Source organism: Streptococcus sp. SCPM-O-B-15277 (M60), assembly GCF_058200335.1.
Window position 1 is genome coordinate 183,496 of sequence record NZ_JBYQGR010000002.1, and the last position, 13,754, is coordinate 197,249.

General features: G+C 37.1%; 19 protein-coding genes. 16 read left to right on the forward strand and 3 right to left on the reverse strand.

Features of this window, described 5'->3' with window-relative positions; all coding sequences use genetic code 11:
* The first annotated feature begins 177 nt into the window (after nucleotides 1–177).
* From AC3E9F_RS04330 to rpmG, 4 genes are all read left to right on the forward strand, one after another.
* Nucleotides 178–1,185: an SPFH domain-containing protein gene (locus AC3E9F_RS04330; RefSeq protein WP_263394336.1), complete on the forward strand. Its 1,008-nt coding sequence runs from the start codon at nucleotides 178–180 to the stop codon at nucleotides 1,183–1,185.
* A 2-nt stretch (nucleotides 1,186–1,187) separates the two neighbouring features.
* Nucleotides 1,188–1,388 carry a type II toxin-antitoxin system antitoxin gene (locus AC3E9F_RS04335; protein WP_000796543.1) on the forward strand — a complete coding sequence of 67 codons (201 nt, stop codon included), beginning with the start codon at nucleotides 1,188–1,190 and terminating at the stop codon, nucleotides 1,386–1,388.
* A 147-nt stretch (nucleotides 1,389–1,535) separates the two neighbouring features.
* On the forward strand, nucleotides 1,536–1,718 hold the full coding sequence (gene rpmF / locus AC3E9F_RS04340) for a 50S ribosomal protein L32 (protein ID WP_000290417.1): 183 nt from the start codon (nucleotides 1,536–1,538) through the stop codon (nucleotides 1,716–1,718).
* 15 nt (nucleotides 1,719–1,733) lie between these two features.
* On the forward strand, nucleotides 1,734–1,883 hold the full coding sequence (gene rpmG, locus AC3E9F_RS04345) for a 50S ribosomal protein L33 (protein ID WP_001265622.1): 150 nt from the start codon (nucleotides 1,734–1,736) through the stop codon (nucleotides 1,881–1,883).
* Nucleotides 1,884–1,960: 77 nt separating this feature from the next.
* On the opposite strand, the gene AC3E9F_RS04350 is transcribed toward rpmG, so the two are convergent.
* A complete protein-coding gene (locus tag AC3E9F_RS04350; protein WP_490672850.1) occupies nucleotides 1,961–2,134 on the reverse strand; it encodes a FanG protein in 174 nt (57 codons plus the stop codon).
* Nucleotides 2,135–2,162: 28 nt separating this feature from the next.
* Between AC3E9F_RS04350 and AC3E9F_RS04355 the strand changes: the two genes are divergently transcribed.
* From AC3E9F_RS04355 to nrdI, 12 genes are all read left to right on the forward strand, one after another.
* Complete coding sequence (locus AC3E9F_RS04355) at nucleotides 2,163–2,777, forward strand: CadD family cadmium resistance transporter (protein WP_490672851.1); 615 nt, start codon at nucleotides 2,163–2,165, stop codon at nucleotides 2,775–2,777.
* 11 nt (nucleotides 2,778–2,788) lie between these two features.
* A complete protein-coding gene (gene cadX, locus AC3E9F_RS04360; protein ID WP_000711085.1) occupies nucleotides 2,789–3,127 on the forward strand; it encodes a Cd(II)/Zn(II)-sensing metalloregulatory transcriptional regulator CadX in 339 nt (112 codons plus the stop codon).
* A gap of 416 nt (nucleotides 3,128–3,543) precedes the next feature.
* A complete protein-coding gene (locus AC3E9F_RS04365; RefSeq protein ID WP_006149342.1) occupies nucleotides 3,544–3,783 on the forward strand; it encodes a GlsB/YeaQ/YmgE family stress response membrane protein in 240 nt (79 codons plus the stop codon).
* Nucleotides 3,784–3,867: 84 nt separating this feature from the next.
* Nucleotides 3,868–4,431, forward strand: a complete 564-nt coding sequence (amaP, locus tag AC3E9F_RS04370; RefSeq protein ID WP_247913188.1) for an alkaline shock response membrane anchor protein AmaP — start codon at nucleotides 3,868–3,870, stop codon at nucleotides 4,429–4,431.
* Nucleotides 4,432–4,442: 11 nt separating this feature from the next.
* Nucleotides 4,443–4,613, forward strand: coding sequence for a DUF2273 domain-containing protein (locus AC3E9F_RS04375; protein ID WP_004250679.1), 171 nt, complete (start codon nucleotides 4,443–4,445; stop codon nucleotides 4,611–4,613).
* Nucleotides 4,614–4,624: 11 nt separating this feature from the next.
* Nucleotides 4,625–5,254 carry an Asp23/Gls24 family envelope stress response protein gene (locus AC3E9F_RS04380; RefSeq protein ID WP_247913189.1) on the forward strand — a complete coding sequence of 210 codons (630 nt, stop codon included), beginning with the start codon at nucleotides 4,625–4,627 and terminating at the stop codon, nucleotides 5,252–5,254.
* Nucleotides 5,255–5,290: 36 nt separating this feature from the next.
* Complete coding sequence (locus AC3E9F_RS04385; protein ID WP_490672852.1) at nucleotides 5,291–5,497, forward strand: CsbD family protein; 207 nt, start codon at nucleotides 5,291–5,293, stop codon at nucleotides 5,495–5,497.
* Nucleotides 5,498–6,210: 713 nt separating this feature from the next.
* The gene (locus AC3E9F_RS04390) at nucleotides 6,211–6,843 is read left to right on the forward strand and encodes a YesL family protein (protein ID WP_282184159.1); all 633 of its coding nucleotides are present in this window, start codon (nucleotides 6,211–6,213) and stop codon (nucleotides 6,841–6,843) included.
* Complete coding sequence (locus AC3E9F_RS04395; protein WP_490672853.1) at nucleotides 6,821–8,494, forward strand: sensor histidine kinase; 1,674 nt, start codon at nucleotides 6,821–6,823, stop codon at nucleotides 8,492–8,494. Before AC3E9F_RS04390 ends, AC3E9F_RS04395 begins: the two co-directional genes overlap by 23 nt.
* A 2-nt stretch (nucleotides 8,495–8,496) precedes the next feature.
* Nucleotides 8,497–9,783 carry a response regulator transcription factor gene (locus AC3E9F_RS04400; RefSeq protein ID WP_490672854.1) on the forward strand — a complete coding sequence of 429 codons (1,287 nt, stop codon included), beginning with the start codon at nucleotides 8,497–8,499 and terminating at the stop codon, nucleotides 9,781–9,783.
* Between the two features lie 61 nt (nucleotides 9,784–9,844).
* Nucleotides 9,845–10,375 (forward strand): ABC transporter permease, encoded by a 531-nt coding sequence (locus AC3E9F_RS04405; protein WP_490672855.1) that lies wholly within the window; start codon nucleotides 9,845–9,847, stop codon nucleotides 10,373–10,375.
* 75 nt (nucleotides 10,376–10,450) lie between these two features.
* On the forward strand, nucleotides 10,451–10,918 hold the full coding sequence (gene nrdI / locus AC3E9F_RS04410; RefSeq protein ID WP_490672856.1) for a class Ib ribonucleoside-diphosphate reductase assembly flavoprotein NrdI: 468 nt from the start codon (nucleotides 10,451–10,453) through the stop codon (nucleotides 10,916–10,918).
* A gap of 312 nt (nucleotides 10,919–11,230) precedes the next feature.
* Here nrdI and AC3E9F_RS04415 read toward each other — a convergent pair whose 3' ends face one another.
* Nucleotides 11,231–11,482 carry a MarR family transcriptional regulator gene (locus AC3E9F_RS04415; RefSeq protein WP_490672857.1) on the reverse strand — a complete coding sequence of 84 codons (252 nt, stop codon included), beginning with the start codon at nucleotides 11,480–11,482 and terminating at the stop codon, nucleotides 11,231–11,233.
* A 469-nt stretch (nucleotides 11,483–11,951) separates the two neighbouring features.
* Nucleotides 11,952–13,643, reverse strand: coding sequence for an arginine--tRNA ligase (gene argS, locus AC3E9F_RS04420; protein ID WP_490672858.1), 1,692 nt, complete (start codon nucleotides 13,641–13,643; stop codon nucleotides 11,952–11,954).
* Nucleotides 13,644–13,754 lie beyond the last annotated feature (111 nt).

Below are 13,754 nucleotides of genomic sequence, written 5' to 3' on the forward strand. Positions count from 1 at the left end.
CTCCCGTTTCAGTTTGTTCCATTATAGCACAATTTTCGCATGAATAACAGAAGAAAATTCTTGAATTTTCAGAAAATTCAATACATTGAAATCTTCTTAAAAAAGATTGCATTTTTTTATTGACATTTAAAATTAAAGTGATATCATTTAGATATCAAAAAACAGGAGGTCATTCTGATGACTGAAAAGCTAATCAATTCAAAACCAAATGGTGTAGTAGCGTTGATACTTATCGAGTTGGCACTCGTACTTGGTGTCTTTATATTTATCATTGGTGCTGGTTCAGAAAACATTTTTGGAATTATTATCGGTCTTTTATTAATCTTAATTTCAGTTCTAGCTCATGCTGGTTTAAAAGTTGTCAAACCTCAGGAAGCTCTGGTTTTGACCCTCTTTGGTAACTATACAGGTACCATCAAAGAACCTGGTTTCTACTTTGTCAATCCCTTCAGTATAGCGGTCAATCCTGCAAACCACACTCGACTTGGTCAAAGTGGTGATGTTAGCACAAAAACTCCTTTTTCAGGGATGAAATCATCAAATGGCAATGATGTAAACATTGAGATTGGCAAGAAACAGATTTCCCTCAAAGTTATGACTTTGAGTAATTCTCGTCAAAAGATTAACGATTGCTTAGGTAATCCTGTTGAAATTGGAATCGCGGTAACTTGGAGAGTTGTTGATACAGCCAAAGCAGTCTTCAACGTAGATAACTATAAAGAATATCTCTCATTGCAGTGTGATAGTGCACTCCGTAATATTGTCCGCATCTATCCTTACGATGTGTCTCCGAATGTGGATACTACAGGTGATGGGCAAGCCGATGAAGGAAGTCTCCGCGGTTCTAGTGAGATTGTAGCTAAACGTATTCGTGAAGAGATACAAAGTCGCGTAGAGGATGCTGGTTTGGAAATCCTTGAAGCACGTATTACTTACTTAGCTTATGCACCAGAAATTGCTGCCGTTATGCTTCAACGTCAACAAGCATCAGCCATTATCGATGCACGAAAGATGATTGTAGACGGCGCTGTAGGAATGGTTGAAATGGCATTGGAACGTCTCAATGAAGGAGAGTTGGTTGAACTAGATGAAGAGCGTAAAGCAGCCATGGTTTCAAATCTCCTGGTCGTTCTCTGTGGCAATCATGATGCACAACCAATTGTCAATACAGGAAGCCTTTATTAGAAATGGCAGAAGCTAAAAAAAAGCAAATTCCCCTTCGACTCTCGAATAAGTTATATGCTGCACTCGCATCATGGGCAGAAGATGACTTCCGATCAGTCAACGGGCAAATTGAATATCTTCTCACCGAATGCGTCAAACAACGAAAAAAAGACGGGAAATACGTCTCAGAAACCATTGATGAACCTTTTGAGATTGATATTTAACCTATTTTCCTATCCAGAACTTTGGATAGGAAAATTTTTTAATCTTTTTTTGTCAAGTAACTTTACTTTACAAAAAAGTTTTGATATACTATTAAAGTTGATGAAAATCAAACCTAACTGAATTATATCTTAAAAGGAGAAAACAAAATGGCAGTACCTGCACGTCGCACTTCAAAAGCGAAGAAAAACAAACGTCGTACACACTACAAAGTAACAGCTCCATCTGTAAACTTTGACGAAACTACTGGAGATTACTCACGTTCTCACCGCGTATCACTTAAAGGATACTACAAAGGACGTAAGATCGCTAAAGCTGCATCAGCTGAATAATAGAAGGGAGATACCATGCGCGTAAATATTACACTTGAACACAAAGAATCTGGTGAACGCTTGTACCTTACTTCTAAAAACAAACGTAACACTCCAGACCGTCTTCAATTGAAGAAATACTCACCAAAACTTCGCAAACATGTTGTGTTTACAGAAGTGAAGTAAGCATTCAATACGAATCAATACATAAGAAAAACGCTGATTTCAAGCGTTTTTTCTTTTTTCAATTTCAATACATTTCACTATATTTCAGTCCAAACTCTACCTTTTTTAGATAAATATATCATCTGGATATTGAAGTTAAGCCCTGCTATCATTTCGATGGCAGGGCTTTTTAATGTTTGGTACACTACCTTCTTATCTATATTTTGATGGAGCTGGAGTTGACATCTACAAAGTTTAATGTTAAAATTCATTCAAAAATATATTTGAATGAGGTGTTTTATGATTCAAAATGTTGTTACTTCAATAATCCTGTATTCTGGGACAGCCGTAGACTTACTTATTATCCTAATGTTATTTTTTGCCAAAAGAAAAAGCAGAAAGGACATCATTAACATCTATTTAGGACAATTTCTAGGCTCTGTTAGTCTAATATTGATAAGTTTGCTTTTTGCATTTGTCTTAAATTATATTCCTAGTAAAGAGATTTTAGGTTTGCTCGGTTTGATTCCAATTTTCCTAGGACTCAAAGTTTTGCTTTTAGGAGATTCTGATGGAGAAGCTATTGCAAAAGATGGTTTGCGCAAAGATGATAAAAACCTGATTTTTCTAGTCGCTATGATTACTTTTGTAAGTTGTGGTGCTGACAATATTGGTGTTTTTGTCCCATATTTTATTACCTTAAATTTAGCGAATTTGATAGTGGCTTTACTTACTTTTCTAGTCATGATTTATCTCTTGGTTTTTTCTGCCCAAAAATTGGCACAAGTCCCTTCTGTTGGAGAAACTTTGGAAAAATATAGCAGATGGTTTATTGCCGTTGTTTATTTAGGATTGGGGATGTATATCCTGATTGAAAACAACAGCTTTGACATGCTAAGGACTGTGTTCGGCTAGGAGAAAAAATTATGAAAAAAGATAGTATATGCCAAGTGAATATTATAAATCAACAAAATGTTACAACCGCAACGAACTACCTTGAAAAGGAAAAAGTCCAAAAATCACTTCGTATTTTATCAAAGTTTACCGATAATAAACAGATAAATATCATCTTTTATCTTCTTGCTGTTGAAGAACTCTGTGTATGTGATATAGCCTGTTTACTAAATCTCAGTATGGCATCTGCCTCCCACCATCTTCGTAAACTAGCCAATCAAAACATCTTGGATACTAGGAGAGAGGGGAAAATTATATATTATTTTATAAAAGATGAGGAAATCAGAGATTTTTTTAATCAACTAGGATAACAACTATTTTTACTACTCTACCATTCACTCTACCTTTTATTATGTAGCATTCTAAAAACATTGATGTACCAACGTTTCTAACAGCTGAAATAGAAATTATTTGATCTTTTTATAAGTGAAGTAAGCATTCAATACGAATCAATACATAAGAAAAACGCTGATTTTAAACGTTTTTTCTTTTTTCAAATTTCAATGTATTGCAATAAAAATCAACCGAATGGCTACATTTTTTGTGAAATAAATTAGATGTTCGGATATATAGAAAACGCTCTAGTCACAATGACTAGAGCGTTTTTGTATTGTTTTAAAATTTATTAAAGCACATATTCGTGAGCATATAATTTGAGTGCGCTCTCATATTTTGATATACTATATTTAACCCATATATATTGGGGTTGTGAAAGGAGGCGCATATTATGTTGTGGTCCATTATTGTAGGAGGCTTTATCGGCCTTGCAGCAGGGGCAATCACTAAAAAAGGTGGCTCGATGGGAGTAATTGCTAATATATTTGCCGGTTTAATCGGTTCATCAGTAGGTCAATCACTCCTTGGCACTTGGGGACCTTCACTAGCTGGTATGGCTATCATCCCATCTATTGTTGGTGCAGTGATTGTAGTTTCTGTGGTATCGTTCTTTTTGGGTAAAAAAGGTTAATGTTTTACTCGAAAGCAGACTATAGTTTTTAATTTATAATGACGGGTAAAGCTATGGTTTGTTGCACTATTGAAAGGATTTTATATGTCAAAATCAAAGAAAATACTATTACTTATTTTCTGTATTTTAATCTTGACAATTTTCCTTCCTATTTTGATAGATTACCACCAGGTTAGTGATTTAGGGATTCAATTGACTAGCTGGAGACAGACATCATTTGAATATTATCTCGCTAGATATGTATTTTGGGGGCTTCTAGGTCTGTCTATCTTAGTTTTATTATGGATGTTAGTAATCCTGTTTTATCCTAGACAATATTTGGAAATAAAACTTGGAACTAAAGACGATAAATTAAAACTAAAAAATTCAGCTATTGAAGGGTTTGTTCGATGTTTATTGGATGAACACAAGATGGTCAAAAATCCCAAAATTCAGGTACATACTCGGAAAAAGAAATGTTTCGTTTATGTAGAAGGTACAGCTGTTCTTTCAGATAACATTGCTAACAAATTTGAAGTAGTTCAAAACGAAATCACTCAAGGATTGAAAGAATTCTTTGGTATTGATCGAGAGGTTAAACTGGAAGTTTCAGTGAAAGAATATGACCCTCAAAAAGCAGCTAAGAAAATTGTTAGTCGTGTAAAGTAAGGAAGTAAAAAATGGAATGGTTTAAAAAATATCAATACCCAATTCTATGTGGTGTAGTAGGTATTATTCTAGCTTGCTTCATCCTGTCCTTCGGTTTCTTTAAAACATTGTTCGTTTTAATCTGTGGAGCCCTAGGAATTTGGTTGGGATACTATGTACAGAAGAATTATTTAAATAAATAAAGGAGTTTCATATGTCAAACGTAGAAAAAAATGTAAATGTAAATACTGAAAAAAAAGATGTTGTTGTTTCTAAAGATGTTCGCGGAGAATTAACTTACGAAGATAAAGTTATTCAAAAAATCATCGGTCTTTCACTAGATAGAGTCCCAGGACTATTACATGTTGACGGTGGATTCTTCTCAAATCTTACAGAAAAACTTGTTAACACTAACGATGTAACACACGGTGTTAACGTTGAAGTTGGTAAAGAACAAGTAGCAGTTGACTTGAACGTTATCGTAGAGTACAGAAAAAACGTTCCAACTCTATACAAGGAAATCAAAGACGTTATCGTATCAGAAGTTGCGAAAATGACTGATCTAGAAGTAGTTGAAGTTAACGTTAATGTTGTTGACATCAAAACTAAAGAACAACATGAAGCAGACTCAGTTAGCCTTCAAGATCGTGTAACTGACGTGGCAGAATCAACAGGTGAGTTCGCGTCAGAACAATTGTCTAGAGTGAAATCTGGTATCGGTTCAGGTGTCGCAGCAGCACAAGAAAAACTTAGTGAAGGCGCTGAATTCGTTCAAGAAAAAGTTGGCCAAGGCGTTGACAATGTTAAAGACGCTGCAGCCAAAGCAGAACCACGTGTTCACTAATTACTAATTTAGAAAAAATAAAAGGAGGACATACTTATGTCTACAGAAGAAAAATTCAACCAAGCAACAGGAGCTGTTAAAGAAGGCGTTGGTAAATTGGTAGGTGACAAAGGACTTGAAAGCGAAGGAGCTGCTGAAAAAGTTGCTTCTAAAGTTAAAGAAGTCGCTGAAGATGCAAAAGACGCAATTGAAGGCGCTGTTGAAGGTGTTAAAAACATCTTTAAAAAAGACGACGCTAAATAGTAAAATTTAGGTAATCTTGCTATTTTCCTTGAAAACACTCCCTAACTGGGGGTGTTTTTTGTTATTCGTTTTTATCAATGCACGTTTTATAGAGAAAAAAAGAATACAGGACAAACAAATTCCTGTATTCTTAAAATAACTTAGAGCAGATTTAACAAAGCAGCGACTAATATGATTATAGTGCAAATTATTTTTCCGATTTTTTCATGTTGCTTGAACAATTTATCAGAGAAAAGAATCAATACAAGCGCAAAAAACATCAACGTAGTGCTTAAAGTATGAATAGTCATGGTACATACTCCTTTCGTTATTTTGTTAATCAAGCTCCTAAAATAACTTAGAACAGATATGATAATGATACGACTAATATGATTATAGTGCAAATTATTTTTCCGATTTTTTCATGTTGCTTGAACAATTTTTCAGAGAAAAGAGTCAATACAAGCGCAACACACATCAACACAGTGCTTAAAGTTCGAGTAGTCATGGTCCATACTCCTTTTCTTATTTTATAAATCCAATAATTGATTTAAATAGTCACTAGTTAATCTGCAAAGATGTTTATCTTCTCTATAAACCCCTTTTGTCATTAATCGGTATCTCTATCTATCTTTATTATAGTACAAACGTCATTATTAAACCAATAAATGTATTTATTTTTATTGCTCCTATTTTTGAGAGCGCTTGAAATATGTTATAATAAAACTAGATTAATGTATAGGAGGCAAACCGTGGGAAATTTCATTGAGCTAGTCTTTCATCGTTTCTTTTTGGGGATGATTGCGACGGCTTATTTTTGGTTATTGACACTAGCAGGAGGAGTGGTCTTTGGTATAGCACCCGCTAGTGCAACTCTCATGAGTTTATTTGCTGAAAACGGCTATTCTTACCGTGCTTATCGTTTCAAGGAAGCATGGGCTTTATTTAAGAGCAATTTTGTCAAAAGTAATATCAGTTTCTACACTTTTATAGGGATTGACTTCATCTTGATTTATGGCTTGTATCTGATGATTCAGTTGCCAAATCAGACGATTATCCACTTGGCAGCAACATTTCTAAATATCTTTTTAGTAGCCTTGGTATTTTTGGCCTACACGGTATCTTTAAAGTTACAGGTTTACTTTGAATTGTCCTATAAAAACACCTTAAAGCTCGCCTTTATCGGAATTTTTATGAGTTTATCAGCAGTGGCCAAAGTTCTCCTTGGTAGCGTCTTGTTAGCCATTATTGGCTTCTATATGCCAGCCCTCATTGCTTTTGTAGGCATTGGAATGTGGCACTTCTTTATTAGTGATTTATTGGAGCCTGTTTATGAAAGTATTCATGAAAAATTGGCAACCAAATAAGACTAAACAATTTCGCCTTCACTCACTCCTCAGAATCTATAGTCTGGTGATGATTATCATCATTTCCTGCTTTGCTCTCTTGATTTCTTATGCAGACTGGGATATGCGTGAAAGGGAAGCCAATCGTGTCGGTCAGCGTGTTCTCGCTCGAACAGTTGATGAGGTTGAATACTACTATCGGGAGTCAACACGCCTAGCTCAGGGATTGGTCGAGAATCAAGCCCGCATTGAAGGGATTTACAAGTATTTTAGCCTCAGCACGCCGGATTATTTTTATTGGCAGTTAGAACGAAAGGCGTCACCCTATATTTCCGTTTCCATTTATGAAAATATCGATGATATATACGTGCGAAATGATTTTGTAACAGGTGTTTCGATTGTTTTACAAGATTCGACGGATGTATTTGTTTCCAAAAGAGAAAATCGAGGTGGGCAGAAGATTCCAGCTGAGAGCTTTAAACCGGATGCTAATAGTTTCGCTATTCCAGTATCGGATCCAGTATCTGATCAAGCTATTGGTGTCATCTATATTTCCGTAGAACCAGAAGTCCTCTATAAGGCAATTGACAATACTAGGGGAACAATTCCAGTAGCAGTAACGGTCATTGCACCATATGAAACAGATATGTTCTATATTGGAACAAAGGGAACGAATGAATCTTGGTTGGTAGGGACAACTGTCCATGGATATCAAGTTCGAGTAGCTGTACCAAGGGATTATGTTTGGAGTGGGACTTTAGCGAATTCGGCACTTATTTTAGGTTTGAGCGCCCTCTTTATCATCATTTTATATATGACCTTAAGAAGGACCTTTTCTGACTATCAAAGTCAGGTTGTGGACTTAGTGGACTCCATCCAAGCCATTACTGAGGGAGAGCAGACCAAGAGAATTAACACAGATAAAAAGGACCAGGAATTGCTGCTAATTGCTGAGTCGACCAATGATATGTTGGATCGATTGGAAAGCAATATCCACGATATTTATCAACTGGAACTCAATCAAAAAGATGCCAATATGCGAGCCTTGCAAGCTCAAATTAATCCGCATTTTATGTACAATACTCTAGAATTTTTGCGGATGTACGCAGTAATGGAGAACCAAAATGAACTAGCAGATATCATCTATGAGTTCAGTAGTCTCCTGCGCAATAATATCTCTGACGAGCGAGAAACGACCCTCAAACAAGAAGTAGAGTTTTGTCGGAAGTACAGTTATCTCTGTATGGTTCGCTATCCAAAATCCATTGCCTATGGATTTAAGATTGACCCTGAATTGGAAGAAATGCGTATTCCAAAGTTCACCCTCCAGCCTTTAGTGGAAAATTATTTTGCCCATGGAGTTGACCACAGAAGGACAGATAATGTTATCAGTATCAAGGCTTTGAAAAAAAATGGCTATGTCGAAATTTTAGTAACCGATAATGGCCGTGGGATGTCTGCTGAAAAACTAGCAGAAATTCAAGCTAAACTGGCTCAAAGAACCTTTGAACACACAGCGGATTATATGGAACAGCGACAGTCTATTGGGATCGTCAATGTCCACGAACGCTTTGTGCTCTACTTTGGAGACCGCTATAACATTAGTATAGAATCTGCTGAACAAAAAGGTGTTCAATATCGAATTACCATTCAGGATGAAGAGAAAGGATAAACATGTATAAAGTACTATTAGTTGATGATGAGTACATGATTACAGAAGGACTTAAGCGTTTGATCCCTTTTGAAAAATGGGATATGGAAGTCGTTGCAACGGCCAATCATGCTGATGACGCTTTGGATTATGTCCGAGAGCATCCCGTAGATATCATCATTTCTGATGTCAACATGCCTGGCAAGACAGGACTTGAAATGATTGGGGAGATGAAGGAACTCTTGCCAGAGGCTTACTATATTCTTCTTTCCGGCTATCAAGAATTTGACTATGTCAAGAAAGCCATGAACCTCAATGTTGTAGATTATCTTGTCAAACCAGTTGATAAGGTTGAGCTGGAGCATTTACTCGAGAAAATCCTTGGTCAGCTTCGTGAAAAAGTGCATGAGCCAGAAATGTTAAGTCAGAAGTTAGACGACGAAGCATTTAATGCACACCTGTCTCAAAAAGAAAATTGGTGGATTGGTCTTTCCCGAGAAAAACAAGGGGATTTTGTCATTCCTTACTATGTTCTAGGTCAGGACTGGCAGATTGTGCTAGCAACTCAGAAATTCGATGGTTTACTCGTCATGCCTTTTGAGTTACCTTATCAGGCAAACTTTGAAAAATGGAAGTTTAACGTTGAAAAAGCACTTTTCTATGGAACTGTCAATCTAGATCAGTCTGAAAGTCTCTTTTCTTATTATGAACCCATTTATCGAGTTATTATCCAAGGGAATCTTCAGCAGATTATCGAAGAGTTGAATCTACTTGAGAAGATTGTATTGGAAAACACACCGAGAGTTTCCATTACCAAGCAACTCTTTACTCAGTTTGTGATGGATGTTTTCCATCTCTTCGAGCATCTGAAAGCAGATGATATGACAGATATTGTCAAGAACATCCATGCCATTACAAACTTTGAAGACTTAGTGGCTTATACCAAGGAAACCTTGACGTCCTTCTTTGGTCAATATCGTATGAATGAAAATGTTGTCAGTGTACTTGAAGTTATTGGTAGAGACTATAAAAAAGAGCTTTCTCTCAAGGATATCAGCAAGGATCTCTTTATCAATCCTGTTTACTTAGGTCAGTTAATCAAGAAGGAAACCAATTCAACCTTTGCTGAGCTTCTCAATAAGCAACGGATTAAGGCAGCCCAGCAACTTTTACTATCTACAAATGATAGTATTGAGGATATTTGCTATACGGTTGGTTATAGTAATGTAGGCTATTTCTACAAGGTCTTTCGAAAACTATGTGGAAAGTCTCCGAAAGCCTACCGCAAGCAGATTGAAGTCACCCTCTAACTTTTGTTATCCATTTTAAAATATGCTATAATAAATTCAAAAATTTGAGGAGGTTACTTTTATGAAAAAGAAACCAATCTATCTATGGGTTTTATTAGTCTTATCAGCGATTAATTCAGCCTTGGCAGTAGTTGGAATTTTTACCCCAGTACCTAGTAAGGACGCCCTTCGTGCTAGCCAAGGAAATGTTGGGACACTTAGTGCTCAACAAATAGAAGATGCTGTTAACTATGCCCACCAAGTGTCAGAGTCATCTCACTCTATTTTTAACACGATACTCATTATTCTATCTGCTATCCTAGTTGTAGTAGCCTTTGTTTTCTTAATTCGTAAGAATTTGCAGTTGGCAAACTACACTTATGTTGGATATGCCTTGCTAGCTATTGTTGGACTAGTCCATGACAATATGAATTTACAAGATGCTATGCAATTGATTAAAGATGACACCCTACGTTTAGGAATGGAAGTCATGTCAAAAGTAACCACTATCATATTCATCGTCATCAATGTTATCTTTTTGGGAATCGTCTTCTATAAAATATGGCGTCAGCAAAAAGAATTAACAGAATCTCAAGAGGAAGAACTCGCCTAAGAGTTGACAAAGGGTAACTATCAAGATACAATCTTGGTAGTTATTTTTTTGGATTCGAGAAAGAGGGAGGAAAAGATGAAAAAAATTTCCTTAGTTTATATCAGTCTAAGCGGCAACACGGAGAGTTTTGTAACACGTTTGAAAGCTTATTTGTTAGAGCAGTATGCGAATATTGATGTGGAAAAAATTCATATTAAAGACTTGGTCAAGGATGGAGAAGACTTCTTCGAGATGACCAACCCGTATGTGGCTTTTCTACCGACTTATCTCGAGGGTGGCAATGGGGTTGACAATGGTGATGTAGAAATTTTGACAACTCCGGTAGGTGACTTTATCGCATATGGTGACAATGCTAGCAAGTGTTTTGGTGTCGTAGGATCAGGTAACCGCAATTTTAACAACCAATACTGCTTGACGGCCAAGCAATACAGTCAACGTTTTGGTTTCCCTGTTTTAGCTGACTTTGAGATGCGTGGCATGTTGGGAGATATCAAGAAGGTTGCAGGGATTATTGCAGAACTTTACGAACTTGAGGTTTCGTAAGAGGCCAGATTTTCTAAGGAAGAGCATTATTCTATGGATAAAGGATTTACTCCAAAAGGGAACAAACGAAATGAATAAACTACAGAGATCATTTTTAAAGTATATAAAACGCAAACCAAGTTTTAAGGATATACTACTTTGTAGTGCCTTGCTACTCTTAGCAATCACTCTGATGCAGTTCTCCGCGAAATTTCTTGATGAAAGTTTGTCAGCTTACGGAACCATGGCATCACTAGGAATCGTTATACTGGTGGAAATCGTAGTTTCCAGAAAAAAATAGAAAAGGCTCGAGAATCTTCATCTCGAGTCTTTTTATGATTGGCGAATTTCGTCAACGATTTCTTTTGAAATGGGAATTCCTAAACGGTAACCTTTGTTAATGTAGTCAATGACATCATTGATGTTTTCTATCGTTTGGATTTTCTCTTTGATAGTTGCACGAAAAGCTTGATCTTTCAATAGTTGGTTCTGAAGAAGTCTTTGAAGTTTCTCTTTTTCATATTTGTTGACAAGAAAGAGAAAAAGAAGACTGATAACAACTAGAATATAAGCATACTGGCTCATAAAAATTCTCCCTAAGTGATAAAGAAGTAGGTGGTAAGATAAAAGCAAAGTTTTTCACTTTTTGAGTGATGATACTGTAAAGCGCCTCGCTACTCGTTTTTGTTTAGATGAATGAGTAAGGCGTTTAGGCAAGTCGCCTTATTTACGACGTCGTGGCCCCTAAATCGATTATATTTATGTCCTAAAACTAGTGAAGCGCCTAGCCAAAGTCCTAATAGGATTTGGCGTTAGTTACTTAGCTTGCTTTACAATAAAATGATTAAAAGCCTACGACATGAGCCTGACCAAATCGATATTATTTGGTTAGATGAATTAGTAAAGCGTTTAGGCAAAACGCCTTATTTACGACGTCGTGGCCCCTAAATCGATTATATTTAGGGGCCATGACTAGTAAGGCAGTTAGCTAGTCCGCATAAAAGCGGCTAGCGTCCAACAATTAGGAACTTTAGTTCCAATTGTTGGTACTGAATTACATCTTCTCTGGTGCCTCTACGCCTAGCAAATGAAGGGCTTCTTTGAGGACAACTGCTGTTGCATAGCTAAGGGCTAGACGGCTGTCGCGCTCCGGACTTTCATCCAAGATACGAGTGTGGGCATAGTATTTGTTGAAGGCTTGCGCTAAGCTGATCGCAAATTTAGCAATGATTGAAGGCTCATAGTTGTCAGCTGCACGCTTAATAATACGTGGGAAATCTTGGATTAGCTTGATGATTTCCCAACTTTCAGCATCGTTCAAGCTATAGTTAGCACCTGCTTCAGGTTTGAAATCAGCTTTACGCAGGATCGATTGGATACGTGCATAGGCATATTGAACATAAGGGCCTGTTTCACCTTCAAAGGATACCATTGCTTCAAGGTCAAAGTCGTACCCATTTGTACGGTCGGTTTTAAGGTCATAGAATTTAATGGCACCGACCCCAACAGCGTGAGCAACCTGGTCTTTATTTTCGAGTTCAGGATTTTTGGCTTCGATTTGCGCTTTAGCACGGCTGATTGCTTCTGCGACAGTTGGCTCGAGCAAGATAACATTCCCTTTACGAGTAGAAAGTTTTTTCCCTTCTTTTGTTACCAATCCAAAAGGAACGTGGACAATGTCTTGGCTCCAATCATAACCCATTTCTTGCAAGACAGCCTTGAGTTGTTTAAAGTGAGCAGATTGCTCTTGACCAACAACATAGATTGATTTTGCAAATTGGTATTCATTTTTACGGTAAAGGGCTGCAGCCAAGTCACGCGTGATATAGAGAGTTGCGCCGTCAGATTTCTTGATTAAGGCTGGATGTTCGATTCCATATTTTTCAAGATTAACAACTTGGGCACCCTCAGACTCAACAAGTAGTCCCTTTTCAGCTAGGATATCTACAACTGCATCCATTTTGTCATTGTAAAAGGCTTCCCCGTTATAGCTGTCGAATTCAACTTGTAATTCATCGTAAAGGCGGTTAAATTCCACCAAACTTTCATCACGGAACCATTGCCAAAGAGCAAGAGCTTCCTCATCTCCGTCTTCAAGCTTGCGGAACCATTCGCGTGCTTCTTCATCTAAGCTTGGGTCATTCTCAGCTTCGGCATTGATGCGGACATAGAGCTTGAGAAGTTCATCGATTGGATGAGCTTTGACAGCTTCCTCGTCACCCCATTTTTTGTAGGCGACAATCAGCATCCCAAACTGTTTGCCCCAGTCTCCCAAGTGGTTGACTTTGACAGTTTGATAACCAATTTTTTGGAAGATATGTGACAAGCTATCTCCGATAACCGTTGAACGAAGGTGGCCGATTGAAAATGGTTTAGCAATATTAGGGCTAGACATGTCGATCACAACATTTTCTTGATTGCCAATCTCTTGGTCAGCGTAGTGCTCTTTTTCAGCGATAACGTCTTGTAGAACTTGGCTAGAAATGGCAGCCTTATCAAGGAAGAAGTTTACGTAAGGTCCAGTTGCTACCACTTTTTCAAAGGCTTGGCTATTAATCTTTTCAGCAAGTTCTGCTGCAATCATTTGAGGAGCTTTACGCTCAACTTTTGCGAGGGAGAAAGCAGGGAAAGCGATATCTCCCATATCTGAGTTTTTAGGTGTTTCTAGTAAATTTAAAATAGCCTCTTGGTCCAGGCTATCAATGACGCTAGCCAACTCGCTAGCAATCAATTCTTTTGTATTCATTTAGGGCTCCTTTAGGGCTTTTCTACTATTTTATCACAATTTACTACATTTTTTTTGAAAGAAGAGATATTTTTTGAAATATCCAGTTTTTTTGATATAATATTCTTACTA

Bases quoted from the DNA above. Each gene is read 5' to 3' on its own strand.
- AC3E9F_RS04405 (WP_490672855.1), top strand. From the start codon at position 9,845: ATGAAAAAGAAACCAATCTATCTATGGGTTTTATTAGTCTTATCAGCG.
- AC3E9F_RS04365 (WP_006149342.1), top strand. From the start codon at position 3,544: ATGTTGTGGTCCATTATTGTAGGAGGCTTTATCGGCCTTGCAGCAGGG.
- AC3E9F_RS04395 (WP_490672853.1), top strand. From the start codon at position 6,821: ATGAAAAATTGGCAACCAAATAAGACTAAACAATTTCGCCTTCACTCA.
- AC3E9F_RS04380 (WP_247913189.1), top strand. From the start codon at position 4,625: ATGTCAAACGTAGAAAAAAATGTAAATGTAAATACTGAAAAAAAAGAT.
- rpmF (WP_000290417.1), top strand. From the start codon at position 1,536: ATGGCAGTACCTGCACGTCGCACTTCAAAAGCGAAGAAAAACAAACGT.
- AC3E9F_RS04400 (WP_490672854.1), top strand. From the start codon at position 8,497: ATGTATAAAGTACTATTAGTTGATGATGAGTACATGATTACAGAAGGA.
- AC3E9F_RS04385 (WP_490672852.1), top strand. From the start codon at position 5,291: ATGTCTACAGAAGAAAAATTCAACCAAGCAACAGGAGCTGTTAAAGAA.
- AC3E9F_RS04390 (WP_282184159.1), top strand. From the start codon at position 6,211: ATGTATAGGAGGCAAACCGTGGGAAATTTCATTGAGCTAGTCTTTCAT.
- AC3E9F_RS04355 (WP_490672851.1), top strand. From the start codon at position 2,163: ATGATTCAAAATGTTGTTACTTCAATAATCCTGTATTCTGGGACAGCC.
- cadX (WP_000711085.1), top strand. From the start codon at position 2,789: ATGAAAAAAGATAGTATATGCCAAGTGAATATTATAAATCAACAAAAT.
- AC3E9F_RS04415 (WP_490672857.1), bottom strand. From the start codon at position 11,482: ATGAGCCAGTATGCTTATATTCTAGTTGTTATCAGTCTTCTTTTTCTC.
- amaP (WP_247913188.1), top strand. From the start codon at position 3,868: ATGTCAAAATCAAAGAAAATACTATTACTTATTTTCTGTATTTTAATC.
- rpmG (WP_001265622.1), top strand. From the start codon at position 1,734: ATGCGCGTAAATATTACACTTGAACACAAAGAATCTGGTGAACGCTTG.
- AC3E9F_RS04375 (WP_004250679.1), top strand. From the start codon at position 4,443: ATGGAATGGTTTAAAAAATATCAATACCCAATTCTATGTGGTGTAGTA.
- argS (WP_490672858.1), bottom strand. From the start codon at position 13,643: ATGAATACAAAAGAATTGATTGCTAGCGAGTTGGCTAGCGTCATTGAT.
- AC3E9F_RS04350 (WP_490672850.1), bottom strand. From the start codon at position 2,134: ATGAATTTTAACATTAAACTTTGTAGATGTCAACTCCAGCTCCATCAA.
- AC3E9F_RS04330 (WP_263394336.1), top strand. From the start codon at position 178: ATGACTGAAAAGCTAATCAATTCAAAACCAAATGGTGTAGTAGCGTTG.
- AC3E9F_RS04335 (WP_000796543.1), top strand. From the start codon at position 1,188: ATGGCAGAAGCTAAAAAAAAGCAAATTCCCCTTCGACTCTCGAATAAG.
- nrdI (WP_490672856.1), top strand. From the start codon at position 10,451: ATGAAAAAAATTTCCTTAGTTTATATCAGTCTAAGCGGCAACACGGAG.